The sequence below is a fragment of the Nocardia jiangxiensis NBRC 101359 genome, from assembly GCF_000308615.1.
GTDB lineage: Bacteria > Actinomycetota > Actinomycetes > Mycobacteriales > Mycobacteriaceae > Nocardia > Nocardia jiangxiensis.
Genome location: NZ_BAGB01000045.1, coordinates 73,351 through 88,930 on the forward strand (window position 1 = coordinate 73,351; position 15,580 = coordinate 88,930).

Sequence of the window (15,580 nt, forward strand, 5' to 3'; positions counted from 1 at the left end):
GTCTCGCATGGCGCCGCAAGGACGCCCGCACCAGCCACAACGCCTCCACAGGGCCCCGTTTTGGCGATCGGTGAAACCGTGCACCCGATGCCGTGGAGCATCGTGTGCCTTCTTGCAGGATAGGCCGAATCCGCCGACTGCTCAGCGCAGCAGCGGACCGAGCGCATCCAGCACCCGGCTGGCCAGCAATGCCTTCGATCCGTGATCGAGGGCCTGTTCGGTGCCGTCGGCACCCAGCAGCCAGCCGTCGTTGTGGTCGACCTCGAAGGCCTTGCCCTCGCCGACCGCGTTCACTACCAACAGATCACACCCCTTGCGCTTGAGTTTCGCGCGCGCGTGGGTGAGGACGTCGCCGTGTTCGTCACCGGTCTCGGCGGCGAATCCGACGATCGCGGTCCCGGTCAGCTGACCGTCCCGGCGAGCCTGCACCAGACCCGCCAGAATGTCTTCGGTTTTGGTCAGCTCGATCGAATTGGGTTCCCCGGCGCCTTTTTTGATTTTCGCGGCGGCGACGTTGACCGGACGGAAGTCTGCCACCGCGGCGGCCATGATCACCGCATCCGCGCCGGTGGCGTGCTTGTCGACCGCGACACGCAGCTGTTCGGCGGTGGTCACGTGCACCAGCTCCACCGCGGCCGGGGCGTCCAGGCCGATCGTATTTCCGGCGATCAGGGTCACCCGTGCACCACGCTGCGCCGCCAGGCGCGCCAGGGCGAAACCCTGCTTGCCCGAACTGCGATTGCCTAGGAAACGCACCGGATCCAACGGCTCACGGGTACCGCCCGCCGACACCACGACGCGACGACCCTCGAGATCGCGCGGGATCGCGTCGTCGCGTTCGAGCAGCAGCGAGGCCAGCGCGAAGATCTCCTCCGCCTCGGGCAGCCGCCCGGGACCGGTGTCCGCGCCGGTCAGCCGCCCCGAGGCCGGTTCGGCGACGATCGCCCCGTGCGCACGCAACGTGCGCACATTGGCGACCGTGGCCGGGTGTTCCCACATCTCGGTGTGCATGGCCGGGGCGAACAGGATCGGACATCGCGCGGTCAGCAGCGTCGCGGTCAGCAGGTCGTCGGCGCGACCCATCGCGGCGCGCGCCATCAGATCGGCCGTCGCGGGGGCGATGACGACCAGATCGGCCTCCTGGCCGAGGCGCACGTGCGGAACCTCGGGCACATCGGCGAAGACGCCGGTGTGCACCGGATTGCCCGACAGGGCCTCGAAGGTGGCCTTGCCGATGAACTGCAACGCCGACTCGGTCGGAATCACCCGGACGTCGTGTCCGGTCTCGGTGAATTTACGAACGAGCGAGCAGGCCTTGTAGGCGGCGATCCCGCCGCCTACGCCGACAACGATCCGCATACCTCATGCCTCTTCGGTGCGTCGGGTCACTGTGCCTCGCGGCGCTGACTCACTCGCCTTCGGTGTGTTCGAGCAGGTCGGAATGGATCTCCCGCATGGCCACCGAGAGCGGCTTCTCCTGCAGGCCGGGCTCGACCAGGGGACCGACGTACTCGAGGATCCCGTCGCCGAGCTGGTTGTAGTAGTCGTTGATCTGGCGCGCCCGCTTGGCCGCGTAGATGACCAGCGCATACTTGGACGACGTGCGCTCGAGCAGTTCGTCGATCGGCGGGTTGGTGAGGCCGACCGGGGTGTCGTACGCGGGCACGGTCTTGGTGTCGCTCACTGGTGAGGCTCCTGCGGGTCTGTGTAGTGGTCTGGTGGACAGAGCCGCCGCCCGGACATCGGGCGGGCTCTATCGCGAATTTGTGCTAACGAACAACGATACCAACTGCTCACAGGCGGCAGTCACCTCGTCGTTCACGATCACTGTGTCGAACTCGTCACATGCGGCGAGTTCGGTCTTGGCGGTCAGCAATCGGCGTTCGATCACCTCGGGCGATTCGGTGCCACGCGAGGTCAGCCGGGCGACCAGCTCCTCCCAGCTGGGCGGCGCCAGGAATACCAGCAGCGCCTGGGGTATCGCGGCGCGAATGGAGCGCGCACCCGCGAGGTCCACTTCCACGAGAACCGATTTCCCGGCGGCCAGCGCCGCCCGAATCGGTGCGGCCGGTGTCCCGGACCGCTGCAGGCCGCCGTGGATATCGGCCCACTCGAGCATCTCCCCCTTTTCGATCATGGTGTCGAATTCGGCCCTGGTCACGAACCGGTAGTCCCGGCCGTCGACCTCCCCGGGCCGCGGGGCCCGGGTGGTGGCCGACACACTGAACACCAATTCCGGCAGCCGCTCGCGGACGCAGCGCACCACGGTGGACTTCCCGACGGCCGAGGGGCCGACCAGTACTACCAGCCGACCCGTCTTCGTGTGCTCGACCACCCTCGGATCAGGCTTCGAAGTCGAACTTCGCCAACAGCGCCTTGCGCTGACGGTCGCCCAGGCCACGCAGGCGGCGGGTCGGCGCGATCTCGAGTTCGGTCATGATCTCCGCCGCCTTGACCTTGCCAACCTTCGGCAGGGCCTCCAACAGTGCGGACACCTTCATCTTGCCCAGAACCTCATCGGTCTCGGCATCCTTCAGGACCGTCTTCAGGTCGGTGCCGCCACGCTTCAGGCGCTCCTTGAGCTCTGCCCGAGCGCGGCGAGCGGCAGCCGCCTTCTCCAAAGCAGCGGCGCGCTGCTCGTCAGTCAGCTGGGGAAGGGCCACGGTTCCTCCGTCTCATCGTTCATTGCATGATCTACCCCCGGTAACCCGGCGGTCTCAGCGACCGTACCCACGCGGCCTGCCGATTGCGAACCCACCCCCCAGGTCAGCGGGTGATTCGGGCGCTTGCAGGGGCGTTCGAGCGAGGTGCGGCCAGGATTTCGGGCGATCTGGCGACGACCCGCGGAAAAATCATGAAAAGCCGTCTGACCAGCAGCTTCTTCACCAGATACGGGGTACTCGCGGTACCGGATGAACCGGCCGGACAACTCGTAACCGCGCCGTTATCGCCCGACCAGGAATTTTCTGGAATTTATCCGCGTGTCGTACATTTTTACGCAGCGTGTCGCCTTCGACAACCACCGCGGCGAGCCATCCGGCGAGCACACGCTCGGCACATCACGCCCGCGCGGACGAGCGGCGGCACCGGATTGCCACGCAACGGCCCCGCACCGCCGCCCCAGCGCCACTCTGACGGCGTAAAGCGCATTGTCGCGATTCCTGGCCCGACACCCGCATCCAATGGCTCAGTGCGGCTTTCACAGAAAACGGACCGGTCGCCCCGCCGTGCGGGGCCACCGGTCCGATCGTCGAGGTCACCGCAGCGTTCACCGCCGCGGCCGAACTCAGTTCTGCAGGAAGGCGAATTCGTCGGCGAGCTGGGTCACCCTCGTTCGCAGGGCCGCCACCGACGGTCCCTCGCCCAGCACCTCCCGCGAGACGTTGGGCACCACGGCCCCCAGGCTCTGCGCGGGCACCAGGGCGCGAATCGAATCCGCTCCCCCGCCCTGCGCGCCGACGCCGGGCATCAGGATCGGGCCGTTGAGGCGGCTCGGATCGGGAGCCTCGGCCAGGGTGGCGCCGATGACGACGCCGACCGAGCCGAATTCCGCGCCCGCATTACGCGCGGCGGCCTCGTCGACCATGGTCTGCGCGATGCTGCGCCCCTCGGCAGCTGAGGCGCGCTGCACCTGCGCGCCTTCGGGATTGGACGTCGCCGCCAGCACGAACAGCCCGCGGCCGTTCGCCGCGGCCAGCTCCAGCGCGGGCGCCAGCGAGCCGAAACCGAGATACGGCGAGACGGTCAGCGCGTCGCTGGCCAGCGGTCCGTCCGCCAGCCAGGCCTGCGCATACGCGGCCATGGTCGAGCCGATATCGCCGCGTTTCGCGTCGGCGAGTACCAGCGTGCCCGCCTCGCGCAAGGCCGCGATGGTGTCCTCCAACACGACGATGCCGCCCGAGCCGTAACTCTCGAAGAACGCCACCTGCGGCTTCACCAGCGCGACCCGACCGGCGAAGGCGTCCACGCAGGCATCGGCGAATCGCTTCAGCCCCTCGACGTCCTCGGCGAGCTCCCAGGCGCGCAGCAGTTGCGGATGCGGGTCGATGCCGACGCACACCGGACCGTGCCGGCCCATCGCATCGCGCAGCCGGACACCGAACGGCTTCACCGTGACTCCGCCGCCGAACCGGCCGCAGCGGGCTCACGCGGCTCGGCCAGCGCCCCCTTGACGGCCAGATCACGTTTCGCGGCGGCCAGCTCGCGGTCGATGGCCTCGAGCTCACGCTCGAACTCCGACTGCTCCGCGGGCTCCGGGGCCCGGGTGCGATCGATCGGCGGGTTGGCGCGGAAGCCGACGGTGCTGTACCCGCCGACCTTGCGCATCACCCGGATATCACCACCCGGCACCCGTACCTCGCCGAGACCGGTTCGCCGCCGACGCGGCATCCCCGGCCGGGGTCCCGCACCAAAACCCATGGCTCCCACCGTTTTCGTTCCTCTCTCAGCTGTTCTCGATGGCGGCGTCACCGGGCGCCTGATGATCACGCTCGCTACCGCCTGCCGGTCGGTCGCTGGCACCGGCCCGCAGGACGGCGTGCAGCTCCTGGAGGGATCGCACACCGATCCCACCATTGATTGTCGCCTCGATACCCTGCACGGCAGCGGCCGCACCCTGCACCGTCGTGATACACGGGATATTCGCGCCCACGGCGGCGGTGCGGATCTCGTAGCCGTCGACTCGAGGTCCGGAATTACCGTACGGGGTGTTGAACACTATATCGATTTCGCCGTCCTTGATCTGGTCGACGATCGAGGGCCCGGCGATTTCCCCGGAGCTTCCACCGACCTCACCGACGAACGCCGGATCGGACTGCTTGCGCACGCGCTCGCACGGAATTCCGTTGCGCCGCAACATCTCCGCGGTCCCATCGGTGGCCAGGATGCGGAATCCCAAGTCGTGCAGGCGCTTGACCGGGAAAACCATGGCGCGCTTGTCCCGGTTCGCGATCGAGACGAACGCGGTTCCCTCGGTGGGCAGCGAACCGTAGGCCGCGCTCTGCGATTTGGCGAAGGCGGTGCCGAAATCCGCGTCGATGCCCATGACTTCACCGGTGGACTTCATCTCCGGCGAGAGCAGCGAGTCGATACCGGTGCCGTCCGGGCGGCGGAACCGGTGGAACGGCAGCACGGCCTCCTTGACCGCGACCGGAGCCTCGATCGGCGCGTACCCGCCGTCGCCCTCCGCGGGCAGCAGACCCTCCTTGCGCAGTCCGGCGATGGTGGCGCCCAGCGCGATTCGCGCCGCGGCCTTGGCCAGCGGCACCGCGGTGGCCTTGGACACGAACGGCACGGTGCGGCTGGCGCGCGGATTGGCCTCGAGGACGTACAGCACGTCGTCCTTGAGCGCGTACTGCACGTTCAGCAGGCCCTGCACGCCGATTCCCCTGGCGAGTGCGGCGGTCGAGCGGCGCACCGCCTCGATATCGCTGCGCCCCAACGTGATCGGCGGCAGCGCGCAGGCCGAGTCGCCGGAGTGGATACCGGCCTCCTCGATATGTTCCATGACGCCGCCGAGGTAGACCTCCTCGCCGTCGCACAGCGCGTCGACGTCGATCTCGATGGCGTCCTCCAGGAACCGGTCGACCAGCACCGGGTGATCCGGGGTGATCTCGGTGGCGCGAGAGATGTAGTCCGCCAGCGACTTCTCGTCGTAGACGATCTCCATACCGCGACCGCCCAGCACGTACGACGGACGCACCAGCACCGGGTAGCCGATCGCGGCGGCGATCTTCTTCGCCTGCGCGAAGGTGGTGGCGGTGCCGTACTTGGGTGCGGGCAGTCCGGCCGCCGTCAGCACCTCACCGAACTCACCGCGATCCTCCGCCAGGTCGATGGCCTTGGCCGAGGTGCCGACCACGGGCACGCCCGCATCGGTCAGCCGCTGCGCCAGGCCCAGCGGGGTCTGCCCGCCCAGCTGGCAGATCACGCCGGCCACGGTGCCCGATCCGGACTCCGCGTGGTAGACCTCGAGCACGTCCTCGAAGGTGAGCGGCTCGAAGTAGAGGCGGTCGGCGGTGTCGTAGTCGGTCGAGACGGTCTCCGGATTGCAGTTGACCATGATGGTCTCGAATCCGGCGGCCGAAAGCGTCTGCGCCGCATGCACACACGAGTAGTCGAATTCGATGCCCTGACCGATGCGGTTCGGGCCCGACCCCAGGATGATGACCTTCTCGCGCTCCCGCTGCGGAGCCACCTCGGACTCCGCCGCCGGATCCAGCTCGTAGGCCGAGTAGTGGTACGGCGTCTTGGCCTCGAATTCGGCGGCACAGGTGTCCACGGTCTTGAACACCGGGCGGATGTCCAGCCGATGACGCAGCTCGCGCACCCCGCCCTCACCCGCGAGTTCGGGTCGCAGCGCGGCGATCTGGCGATCGGACAGGCCGTAGTGCTTGGCGGTGCGCAGCAGCGGCTCGTCCAGTACCGGCGCGTCGATGATCTCCTGCCGCAGCTCGACCAGACCCGCGACCTCGGCCACGAACCACGGGTCCACCCCCGAGGCCGCCGCGACGTCCTCGATGCTCGCGCCCAACCGCAGCGCGCGCTCGACCTGGTAGATCCGTCCCTCGGTCGGGACCTTCAGATCGTCCAGGACGGCCTGCACGTCGGTCCACTCGCCGTCGCTCTGGGTCCAGAAGCCCGCCGACTTGGTCTCCAGCGAGCGCAGCACCTTGCCCAGCGCCTCGGAGAAGTTGCGGCCCAACGACATCGCCTCGCCGACCGACTTCATGGTCGTGGTCAGCGTCGGGTCCGCACCCGGGAACTTCTCGAACGCGAACCGCGGCGCCTTCACGACCACGTAGTCGAGCGTGGGCTCGAAACAGGCCGGAGTCTCCTTGGTGATGTCGTTGACGATCTCGTCCAGGGTGTAGCCGATGGCCAGCTTCGCGGCGATCTTCGCGATCGGGAAACCCGTTGCCTTGGAAGCCAATGCGGACGAGCGCGAAACGCGCGGATTCATCTCGATCACGATGAGGCGACCGTCGGCAGGGTCCACCGCGAACTGGATGTTGCAGCCGCCGGTGTCGACGCCGACCTCGCGCAGGATCGCGATGCCCAGATCGCGCATCTTCTGATACTCGCGATCGGTGAGGGTCATGGCCGGGGCGACGGTCATCGAGTCGCCGGTGTGCACGCCCATCGGGTCGACGTTCTCGATCGAGCAGACGATCACCACGTTGTCGCGGCGGTCGCGCATCAGCTCGAGCTCGAATTCCTTCCAGCCCAGGATGGATTCCTCGATCAGCACGTTGGCCGTGGGCGAGGCGGCCAGGCCGCCACCGGCGATGCGGTCCAGATCGTCGTCGTCGTAGGCCATGCCCGAACCGAGCCCGCCCATGGTGAACGACGGCCGCACGACCACCGGGAAGCCGAGTTCGGCAACGGTTTCGCGGACTTCGTCCATGGTGTAGCAGACCCTGGAGCGCGCGCTCTCGCCGCCGACCTTCGCGACGATGTCCTTGAACTTCTGCCGGTCCTCACCGCGCTGGATGGCGTCGAAGTCGGCGCCGATCATCTCCACGCCGTACTTGGCCAGCACACCCCGTTCGTGCAGGGCCACAGCGGTATTGAGCGCGGTCTGCCCGCCGAGGGTCGCCAGGATCGCGTCGGGGCGTTCCTTGTCGATGACCTTCTCGACGAATTCCGGGGTGATCGGCTCGACGTAGGTGGAGTCGGCGAATTCCGGATCGGTCATGATCGTGGCCGGGTTCGAGTTGACCAGCGACACCCGCAGTCCCTCGGACCGCAGCACCCGGCACGCCTGTGTGCCGGAGTAGTCGAATTCGCAGGCCTGGCCGATCACGATCGGGCCCGAGCCGATCACCAGGATGTGGCGTAGATCCTCGCGGCGAGGCATCAGGCTCCTTCCATCAGACCGGCGAAACGGTCGAAGAGATATGCGGCATCGTGCGGCCCGGCGGCGGCCTCGGGGTGGTACTGCACCGAGAAGGCGCGGCCTGCTTCTCCGGCTGGACCGACCAGCCGCACACCTTCCACCGTGCCGTCGTTGGCGCAGGTGTGGCTGACCTCGGCGGTGCCGAACGGGGTGTCGAAACGCTGCCCGGCCTCACCTTCGAGCGCGAATCCGTGATTCTGCGCGGTGATCGAGATCTGCCCCGTGGCATGGTCCACCACCGGCACGTTGATGCCGCGGTGGCCGAACTTCATCTTGTAGGTCTTCAAACCCAGTGCGCGCCCGAGGATCTGGTTGCCGAAGCAGATGCCGAACAGCGGAAGCCCTTCGCCCAGAATGCCCTTGGTCAGCGCGACCGCGTCGTCCTGAGTGGCCGGGTCGCCGGGGCCGTTGGATAGGAACACCCCGTCCGGCTTCAGCTCCTTGATCTGGTCGAGGGTGACGTTCGAGGGCACCACGTGCACCCGCATGCCACGCTCGGCGAACATCCGCGGGGTGTTGGTCTTGATGCCGAGATCGACTGCGACAACGGTGAATCGGCGCTCACCGGTGGGTTCGATCGTGTACAGCTGATCGGTGCTGACCTGTTCGGCCAGATCCGCGCCCAGCATCGAGGGCTGACCGTTCACACGGGCCAGCAGTTCCTCCACCGACGCCGCCGCGGCCTCGCCGGAGAAGATCCCGGCCTTCATCGAACCGCGGGTGCGCAGGTGGCGCACCAGCGCGCGGGTGTCGATCCCCGCGATGCCGACCACGTCCTGCCGGACCAGTTCGTCCTGCAGCGTGGTGGTGGCGCGCCAGTTCGAGGCCCGGCGCGCGGGATCGCGCACCGCGTATCCGGCCACCCAGATCTGCTTGGACTCGTCGTCCTCGTCGTTCCAGCCCGTGTTGCCGATCTGCGGGGCCGTGGCCACCACGATCTGGCGGTGGTAACTCGGATCGGTCAGCGTCTCCTGATAACCCGTCATCGCGGTGCAGAACACCGCCTCACCCAGGGTCTGTCCCTCGGCGCCGAAGGACGAGCCGCGGAAAACCCGCCCGTCCTCGAGCACCATCATCGCGCTCTGCCCGGTCACGTCGTCTCTTCTCCCGTCTTCGTGCTGGTCGCCGCGGCAACCCACGCCGGATACACCGTCTTGTCGTCGCCGCGGAAACCGGTGTCCACCTCGGTTCCCGTCGGCAGCTTCCAGCGAATTACCAGCACACCATCTTGTGTCATCACCTTGCCCGCATGACCGCGTTCGGTGCGCACCGCGGTGATGGACTCCTGCGGAATCCACAGCACCTCGGCGCCGTCGCGCTCGAGCAGGATGCCGCGTTCGAAGCGGGTCAGCTCCGCCGCGGCCCGGAAACCCAGATCGCCCACCGCGATCCGGTTCTGCCAGCTGGGCGCGAGGGTCGTACCGGTGTACAGACCCGTCGTCGGTTCCAGCACCTGCGCGCCCAGTTCGGCAGGCACCGGCGGCAGCTCGCCGACCGCCTCGGCCTGCCGCCGGGCCTTCTTCTGCCACGCCCGGTACATCAGCCACAGGCACAGGCAGAACAGTACGAGTAGCAGGGCGACCTGCAGTGTCCGCTCCATCAGGACGCTCCCGTGGTCTCGTCGCGCGGTTCGGGTTTGCCCTCGCGCGCGGTGACCCGGCCACGCAGGAAGGTGGCGCTCACCCGCGCGGGCAGGGTCATCGAGTCGAAGGGCGTGTTCTCGGAGATGCTCGCGAGTTCGCTCGCGTGCACCGTCCAGGTCGTATCCGGGTCGATCAGCACCAGATTCGCCGGCTCGCCGACCGCGAGCGGCCGACCCTGATCGTCCAGGCCCGCGATCCGCGCCGGATTCTCGCTCATCACCCGGGCCACCCCGCGCCAGTCCAGCAGGCCGGGCGCGACCATGGTCTGCACGATGACCGACAGCGCGGTCTCCAGTCCCAGCATGCCGGGGCGGGCGGCGGCGAATTCGCAGCACTTGTCCTGTTCGGCATGCGGCGCGTGATCGGTTGCCACACAGTCGATCACGCCGTCGGCGAGGGCGCGGCGCAGAGCCTGCGCATCGGAGGCTTCGCGCAGCGGCGGATTCACCTTGTTGACCGCGTCGTAGGTCTCCAGCCGCGAATCGTCCAGCAGCAGATGATGCGGGGTGACCTCGGCGGTGATCGAAATCCCCTGCCCCTTGGCCCATTTCACCAGTTCGACGGTTCCGGCGGTGGACGCGTGGCAGATGTGCACGCGCGCGCCGGCGTCGCGGGCCAGCAGCGCGTCGCGGGCCACGATCGACTCCTCCGCCGCGCGCGGCCAGCCGGCCAGGCCGAGCCGGGCGGCATTGGGGCCCTCGTGTGCGACCGCGCCCGCGGTCAGCCGCGGTTCCTCGGCGTGCTGGGCGATCAGTACGCCGAGTGAGCGCGCGTATTCCAGGGCCCGCCGCATGATCAGCGGGTCGTGGACGCAGTGTCCGTCGTCGGAGAACATCCGCACCCGCGCCTCACCGGCGGCCATGGTGCCCATCTCGGCGAGCTGCGCACCGGCCAGGCCGACGGTGACCGCGCCGACCGGGTAGACGTCCACCAGTCCGATCTCCCGGCCGCGCCGCCACACGTGGTCGGTGACCACGACCGAGTCCGCGACCGGAGTCGTGTTGGCCATCGCGAAGACCGCGGTGTAGCCGCCCAGAGCCGCTGCGGCGGAACCGGATTCGATGGTCTCGGTGTCCTCGCGGCCCGGTTCGCGCAGATGCGTGTGCAGATCCACGAAGCCGGGCAGCAGGTATTTGCCCGAGCCGTCCACGACCTCGGCATCACCGGCATCGAGCGCGGGGCCGATCTCCCGGATCTCGCCCTCGCCGAGCCGCACGTCGACCGCGTCGCCGTCGCCGTAGAGGCGCACATTCCGGATCAGGACGTCGTTCATCGGGCTCCTATCCCTTCGCCTCGCACGGACGACCGGTCATCCCGGGTCGTCGTGCGTTCGCGGTGTCCGCGCTCGCCGCGCTGTTCGGCCGTCCGGCTGCTCACGCGGGCTCCCCCGCCCCGACCAGCAGGCGGAACAGCACCGCCATGCGCATGTGCACACCGTTGGTGACCTGTTGCAGCACAGCGGCTTTCGGCGAATCCGCCACCTGCGGCGCGATCTCCATACCGCGCAGCATCGGACCCGGATGCAGCACCACCGCGTCGTCGTCCAGCAGCGCCATGCGCCGCTCGTTCAGCCCGTACCGCACCGAGTACTCACGCGCCGAGGGGAAGAAACCGCCGTTCATCCGTTCGGCCTGCACCCGCAGCATCATCACCGCGTCCGCGCCGGGAAGTTCGGCGTCGAGCGAATGCGCGATGCGCACCGGCCACTGCTCCACGCCCACCGGCAGCAGCGTGCGCGGCGCGACCAGCACCACCTCCGCGCCCAGGATGCTCAGCAGCAGGGCGTTCGAGCGGGCGACGCGGCTGTGCAGGATGTCGCCGACGATCACCACCCGCTTACCGTCCAGCGAGCCCAGGCGCTGCCGCAGCGTCAGCGCGTCCAGCAGCGCCTGGGTCGGATGCTCGTGCATCCCGTCCCCGGCATTGATCACCGCCGGGCCGGGTCCGGCGAATCCGCCTGCGCCACTGTCCATCTCACCGAACCAGCGGGCGATCTGATGCGCCGCGCCCGAGGCCGGATGCCGCACGATCAGCGCATCGGCGCCCGCGGCGTGCAGGGTCAGCGCGGTATCGCGCAGCGATTCACCCTTGGAGACCGAGGAACTCGACGCGCTGACGTTGATCACGTCGGCGCTCATCCACTTCCCCGCCACCTCGAACGACACCCGGGTGCGGGTGGAATTCTCGAAGAAGACCGTCATCACGGTGCGTCCGCGCAACGTCGGTAGTTTGCGCACCTCACGCCCGAGCAGGGCCTGCTCGAAACGCTGTGCGTCGTCCAGGAGTTCGGTGGCCGCGTCGCGATCCAGATCGGTCACCGACAGCAGATGCCTCACGCGCGCCCTCCTCGCGCCTCGTCGGCGGACGTCCTCACGCCTGAACCTCCTGATGCAGGTAGACGCCGTCCCGGCCGTCGTATTCGGTCAGCAGCACCGAGATGTCCTCACTGCGCGAGGTGGGCACGTTCTTGCCCACGTAGTCCGCGCGGATGGGTAGTTCGCGATGGCCGCGGTCGATCAGCACCGCCAGCTGCACCGCGCGGGGGCGGCCCAGATCGCGCAGGCCGTCCAGGGCCGATCGCACGCTGCGACCGGAGAACAGCACGTCGTCGACCAGCACCACGAGCGCGTCGTCGATGCCTCCCTCGGGGACCGAGGTCCGTTCGAGCGGGCGGTGCGGGCGGTTGCGCAGATCGTCGCGGTAGAGGGTGATGTCCAGGGAGCCGAGCGGGGGGCGCACACCGGAGAACTCGTGGATGCGCTCGGTGAGCCGTTCGGCGAGAGTGGCTCCGCGGGTGGGGATTCCGATCAGCACCACGCGCGGGGACTCCGGATCGGTGGAATCCAGCGCGGTCTTCTCGATGATCTGATGGGCCATTCGGGCGATGGTCCGGCCGACATCCTGGGCGGACAGCAACTCACGCCCGGCCCGAACCCATTCGGGATCGTGCCGCTGCGAATACTCGGCAGCGTTCGACCTGACTGACCCGTCTTCGGGCACAGCCATGCCGACCTCCTTCCCCGCCTCACGGGACGGTCCGTTAAAGGATGTCTTTCGGGTGCCGAGCTTAGCAGTTCGGCGGGTTCACACCCGCACCGCACCCCGTGGGCAATCGATACCTCGCACTGCCGGTTCGATGCTGCGACACGCCCCACCGGCTCGATATTCCGCAACGCTCCGACCAGCGTCTTCACCTCGATGCTCACGTGGCCGGTCGGCGTTTTCAGGCAAATGTGCGGTTATCACATCGGCGGGTGCAGCGTTCGACACGGACGTCCACGCCTCGCGGTGGGAGCAACCTCACACGTGCGATCCCGGTTCCCGGCGCAGCGCGATCTCGCGAACCGTGGGATCGGTGCAAGATCGGCAATGCCGCATGCAGTACCCATCTTCATACGCCGTATATCGGAGTGTGCGATGCTCGATGGGTGAGCAACGATGCCGAATTCAGCGAGCCGCGCCGTGTGAGCTTCCGTGGCCAGGGTGGGATCACCCTGGCCGGGGAGAGTTGGGGACCCGACAACGGGCCGCTGGCGGTATTCCTGCACGGCGGCGGTCAGACCCGGCACTCCTGGAAGGATTCCGGGGCCGCGCTGGCCAAGGTCGGTTTGCAGGCGCTGCTGCTGGACGCGCGCGGACACGGCGAGAGCGACTGGGCGCCCGACGGCGACTACTCGCGCGAATCGATGACCGCCGACCTGCTCGGCATCCTCGCCGAACTGGACCGCCCCGCGATCGTCGTCGGCGCGAGCATGGGCGGGCTGACCGCGCTGCTGGCCACCGACCGTCCCGGCAGTGAGCGGATCGCCGGACTGGTCATGGTCGACGTCGTGCCGCGCCCGGAACACGAGGGCGTGGAACGGGTGCTGAACTTCCTCGGCGGACATCAGGACGGTTTCGCCACCCTGGACGAGGCCGCCGACGCCGTCGCGGAATATCTGCCGCACCGCACCCGTCCTCGCAGCAGCGACGGCCTGCGCCGCAACCTGCGACTGCGCGAGGACGGCCGCTGGTACTGGCACTGGGATCCGGCGATGATGTCGGGCAAGGTCGAGGACATCGAGGCGCACACCGTCGCCCTGGAGGAAGCCGCCCGCCAGCTCGACATTCCGGTTCTGCTGGTTCGCGGTCGCCTGTCCGACGTGGTCAGCGAACAGGGCGTCGCGGATTTCCGCACCCTGGTCCCGCAGCTGGAATACGTGGAGATCAGCGCCGCCGCGCACACCGCGGCGAGCGACGTCAACGACGAATTCTCCGATGCCGTGGTCGATTTCGTGCGCGCGCACCTCGGCGAACAGCAGAGCTGAGCCCCGCGAACCTCGATCTCACTCCCTTTTTCGGTCGGGCTGTACCGAAAGACCCGCGAGGAGTACGTCGACCATGTGGCGGGCACGGTAGTCGGGAAAGGTTCCGGCTCCGATGCACAGGTTGCCGATGGCGATCATCAGGTCCAGGGGGCGTACGTCCGCGCGGAACCGACCGGCGTCGACACCGGCCCGCAGCAGATCGCCGAGCACCGGCACGAGCCGATCGACGAATTCGGCGTGCAGGCTCTCGAACCCGGCCTGGTCGGAATGCAGCGCCTCGGCCAGGCCGTGTTTGGTCACCAGGAAGTCCGTGAACCGCGCCACCCAGGAGCGCAAGGCCACTTCCGGAGCATCCGAGGTGACGGTCTCGGCGGCGAGCCCGTCGACCTGATGGCGGAAGACCGCGACCACCAGGTCCGGGCGGGTGGGGAAATGCCGATAGACGGTCCCCATGCCGACGCCCGCTTCCGCGGCGATGTCCCGCACCGGAGCGTCGACCCCCGCGCGCGCGAAGACGGCCGCGGCGGCATCCAGAACGGTCTGCGCGTTCCGGCGCGCGTCGGACCGCTTGCGCCGGCCGGCCCCGGCTTCTTCATCGGCCGATGACATGGCGGACACCTCCCAGGTTGCCAAGCGGAGCGGCGCTCCGTATATTTCTAATCGGAGCGTTGCTCCGGAATTCATTTTGCCAGATCACCATTTCCGGCATCGCCATCTCCGATCCACGAGTGAGGACCCACTCCCATGCATGACATCGCCGCACGCCCGGCCGCCGTCGTCTCGGTCACACCCATCACGCTCGCGGCCCCCAATCGCGGCCGGGAGCTGTCGGTGCGAGTCAGCGCGCCGACAACCGGTCACGACCTGCCGATCGTCGTCTTCTCGCACGGCATGACTCTGGATATGGACGATTACGCACCGCTGGCCCGATTCTGGGCCGCCCACGGTTTCGTCGTCGTCCAGCCCACCCATCTCGACTCTCTCGGCCTCGCGCCCGACGACCCGCGCACCCCGCTCATCTGGCGAATCCGAACCAACGACCTGACCGGCATCCTGGACCAGCTCGATGCAGTCGAAGCAGGGGTGCCCGGACTGAGCGGGCGCATCGACCGTGAGCGCATCGCGGTCGCCGGACACTCGTGGGGCGCACAGACCGCGAGCACGGTGGCGGGTGCGCGAATTCTCGACGACGGCACGCCCGGCGAGAGTATGGCCGACTCGCGAGTCGGCGCGGCGGTACTGCTCAGTCTGCCCGGCACCGGCGGTGCGGACCTGTCGCCGATGGCCGCCGAATACTTCCCGTTCATGAGTCCCGATTTCGACGACATGAAGACGCCGAGCCTGATCGTCGCCGGAGATAACGACCGGTCCCCGCTGACCGTGCGCGGTCCGGACTGGTTCACCGACGGCTACCGCCTCGCACCGGGCGCCACCGATCTGCTGACGCTCTTCGGCGCGGAACACGGACTCGGCGGCATCCAGGGCGCTCACGACACTCGGACCACCGACGAAAATCCGGAGCGCGTCGCACTGGTACAACTCGCCACGCTCGCATATCTGCGCACTACGTTGGGGCTCGACGACACTGCCTGGCCCGCCGTTCGGGCCGCCTCGGCGTCGGCCTCCGAGCCACTGGGCCGGATCGATTCGAAGTAAGCACAACCCGGGCCGGTGCATTCGCGCGAATACCTGTCGCGGACGACCGTGATCACCTGTCGCGCAGCGACATCGTC

The 15,580-nt window shown here is 68.4% G+C and carries 14 protein-coding genes and 1 pseudogene; 2 read left to right on the forward strand and 13 right to left on the reverse strand.

What is annotated here, in order from left to right; genetic code table 11:
* Positions 1–141: 141 nt before the first annotated feature.
* The 12 genes and pseudogenes from coaBC to pyrR form a co-directional block, all read right to left on the reverse strand.
* The gene (coaBC, locus tag ON40_RS19465; RefSeq protein WP_040824975.1) at positions 142–1,359 is read right to left on the reverse strand and encodes a bifunctional phosphopantothenoylcysteine decarboxylase/phosphopantothenate--cysteine ligase CoaBC; all 1,218 of its coding nucleotides are present in this window, start codon (positions 1,357–1,359) and stop codon (positions 142–144) included.
* 49 nt (positions 1,360–1,408) lie between these two features.
* A complete protein-coding gene (rpoZ, locus tag ON40_RS19470; RefSeq protein ID WP_025350704.1) occupies positions 1,409–1,684 on the reverse strand; it encodes a DNA-directed RNA polymerase subunit omega in 276 nt (91 codons plus the stop codon).
* Between the two features lie 69 nt (positions 1,685–1,753).
* Positions 1,754–2,335, reverse strand: coding sequence for a guanylate kinase (gmk, locus tag ON40_RS19475; protein ID WP_040824976.1), 582 nt, complete (start codon positions 2,333–2,335; stop codon positions 1,754–1,756).
* Positions 2,336–2,342: 7 nt separating this feature from the next.
* The gene (mihF, locus tag ON40_RS19480; protein WP_040824977.1) at positions 2,343–2,663 is read right to left on the reverse strand and encodes an integration host factor, actinobacterial type; all 321 of its coding nucleotides are present in this window, start codon (positions 2,661–2,663) and stop codon (positions 2,343–2,345) included.
* Positions 2,664–3,286: 623 nt separating this feature from the next.
* Positions 3,287–4,111 carry an orotidine-5'-phosphate decarboxylase gene (gene pyrF, locus ON40_RS19485; protein WP_040824978.1) on the reverse strand — a complete coding sequence of 275 codons (825 nt, stop codon included), beginning with the start codon at positions 4,109–4,111 and terminating at the stop codon, positions 3,287–3,289.
* Positions 4,108–4,419: a hypothetical protein gene (locus ON40_RS19490; RefSeq protein ID WP_157186348.1), complete on the reverse strand. Its 312-nt coding sequence runs from the start codon at positions 4,417–4,419 to the stop codon at positions 4,108–4,110. The genes pyrF and ON40_RS19490 overlap by 4 nt, the downstream gene beginning before the upstream one ends.
* A 106-nt stretch (positions 4,420–4,525) precedes the next feature.
* Positions 4,526–7,858 (reverse strand): annotated as a pseudogene (gene carB, locus ON40_RS19495) (carbamoyl-phosphate synthase large subunit); the annotation flags it as partial.
* Complete coding sequence (carA, locus tag ON40_RS19500) at positions 7,858–8,973, reverse strand: glutamine-hydrolyzing carbamoyl-phosphate synthase small subunit (RefSeq protein WP_085997751.1); 1,116 nt, start codon at positions 8,971–8,973, stop codon at positions 7,858–7,860. The pseudogene carB and the gene carA, both read right to left, overlap by 1 nt.
* A gap of 14 nt (positions 8,974–8,987) precedes the next feature.
* A complete protein-coding gene (locus tag ON40_RS19505; RefSeq protein WP_040824981.1) occupies positions 8,988–9,497 on the reverse strand; it encodes a PH-like domain-containing protein in 510 nt (169 codons plus the stop codon).
* Complete coding sequence (locus ON40_RS19510) at positions 9,497–10,813, reverse strand: dihydroorotase (RefSeq protein WP_040824982.1); 1,317 nt, start codon at positions 10,811–10,813, stop codon at positions 9,497–9,499. Before ON40_RS19510 ends, ON40_RS19505 begins: the two co-directional genes overlap by 1 nt.
* Before the next feature lie 100 nt (positions 10,814–10,913).
* Entirely contained in the window at positions 10,914–11,876 is a 963-nt protein-coding gene (locus ON40_RS19515) for an aspartate carbamoyltransferase catalytic subunit (RefSeq protein ID WP_040824983.1), read from the reverse strand.
* Positions 11,877–11,910: 34 nt separating this feature from the next.
* Positions 11,911–12,546, reverse strand: a complete 636-nt coding sequence (gene pyrR, locus ON40_RS19520; protein ID WP_040824984.1) for a bifunctional pyr operon transcriptional regulator/uracil phosphoribosyltransferase PyrR — start codon at positions 12,544–12,546, stop codon at positions 11,911–11,913.
* A gap of 422 nt (positions 12,547–12,968) precedes the next feature.
* Here pyrR and ON40_RS19525 point away from each other — a divergent pair, with 422 nt between their 5' ends.
* Positions 12,969–13,847, forward strand: coding sequence for an alpha/beta fold hydrolase (locus tag ON40_RS19525; protein WP_040824985.1), 879 nt, complete (start codon positions 12,969–12,971; stop codon positions 13,845–13,847).
* 18 nt (positions 13,848–13,865) lie between these two features.
* On the opposite strand, the gene ON40_RS19530 is transcribed toward ON40_RS19525, so the two are convergent.
* Complete coding sequence (locus tag ON40_RS19530; protein ID WP_040825008.1) at positions 13,866–14,456, reverse strand: TetR/AcrR family transcriptional regulator; 591 nt, start codon at positions 14,454–14,456, stop codon at positions 13,866–13,868.
* Between the two features lie 135 nt (positions 14,457–14,591).
* Here ON40_RS19530 and ON40_RS19535 point away from each other — a divergent pair, with 135 nt between their 5' ends.
* Positions 14,592–15,503 (forward strand): alpha/beta hydrolase family protein, encoded by a 912-nt coding sequence (locus ON40_RS19535; protein ID WP_040824986.1) that lies wholly within the window; start codon positions 14,592–14,594, stop codon positions 15,501–15,503.
* The last annotated feature ends 77 nt before the right edge of the window (positions 15,504–15,580 follow it).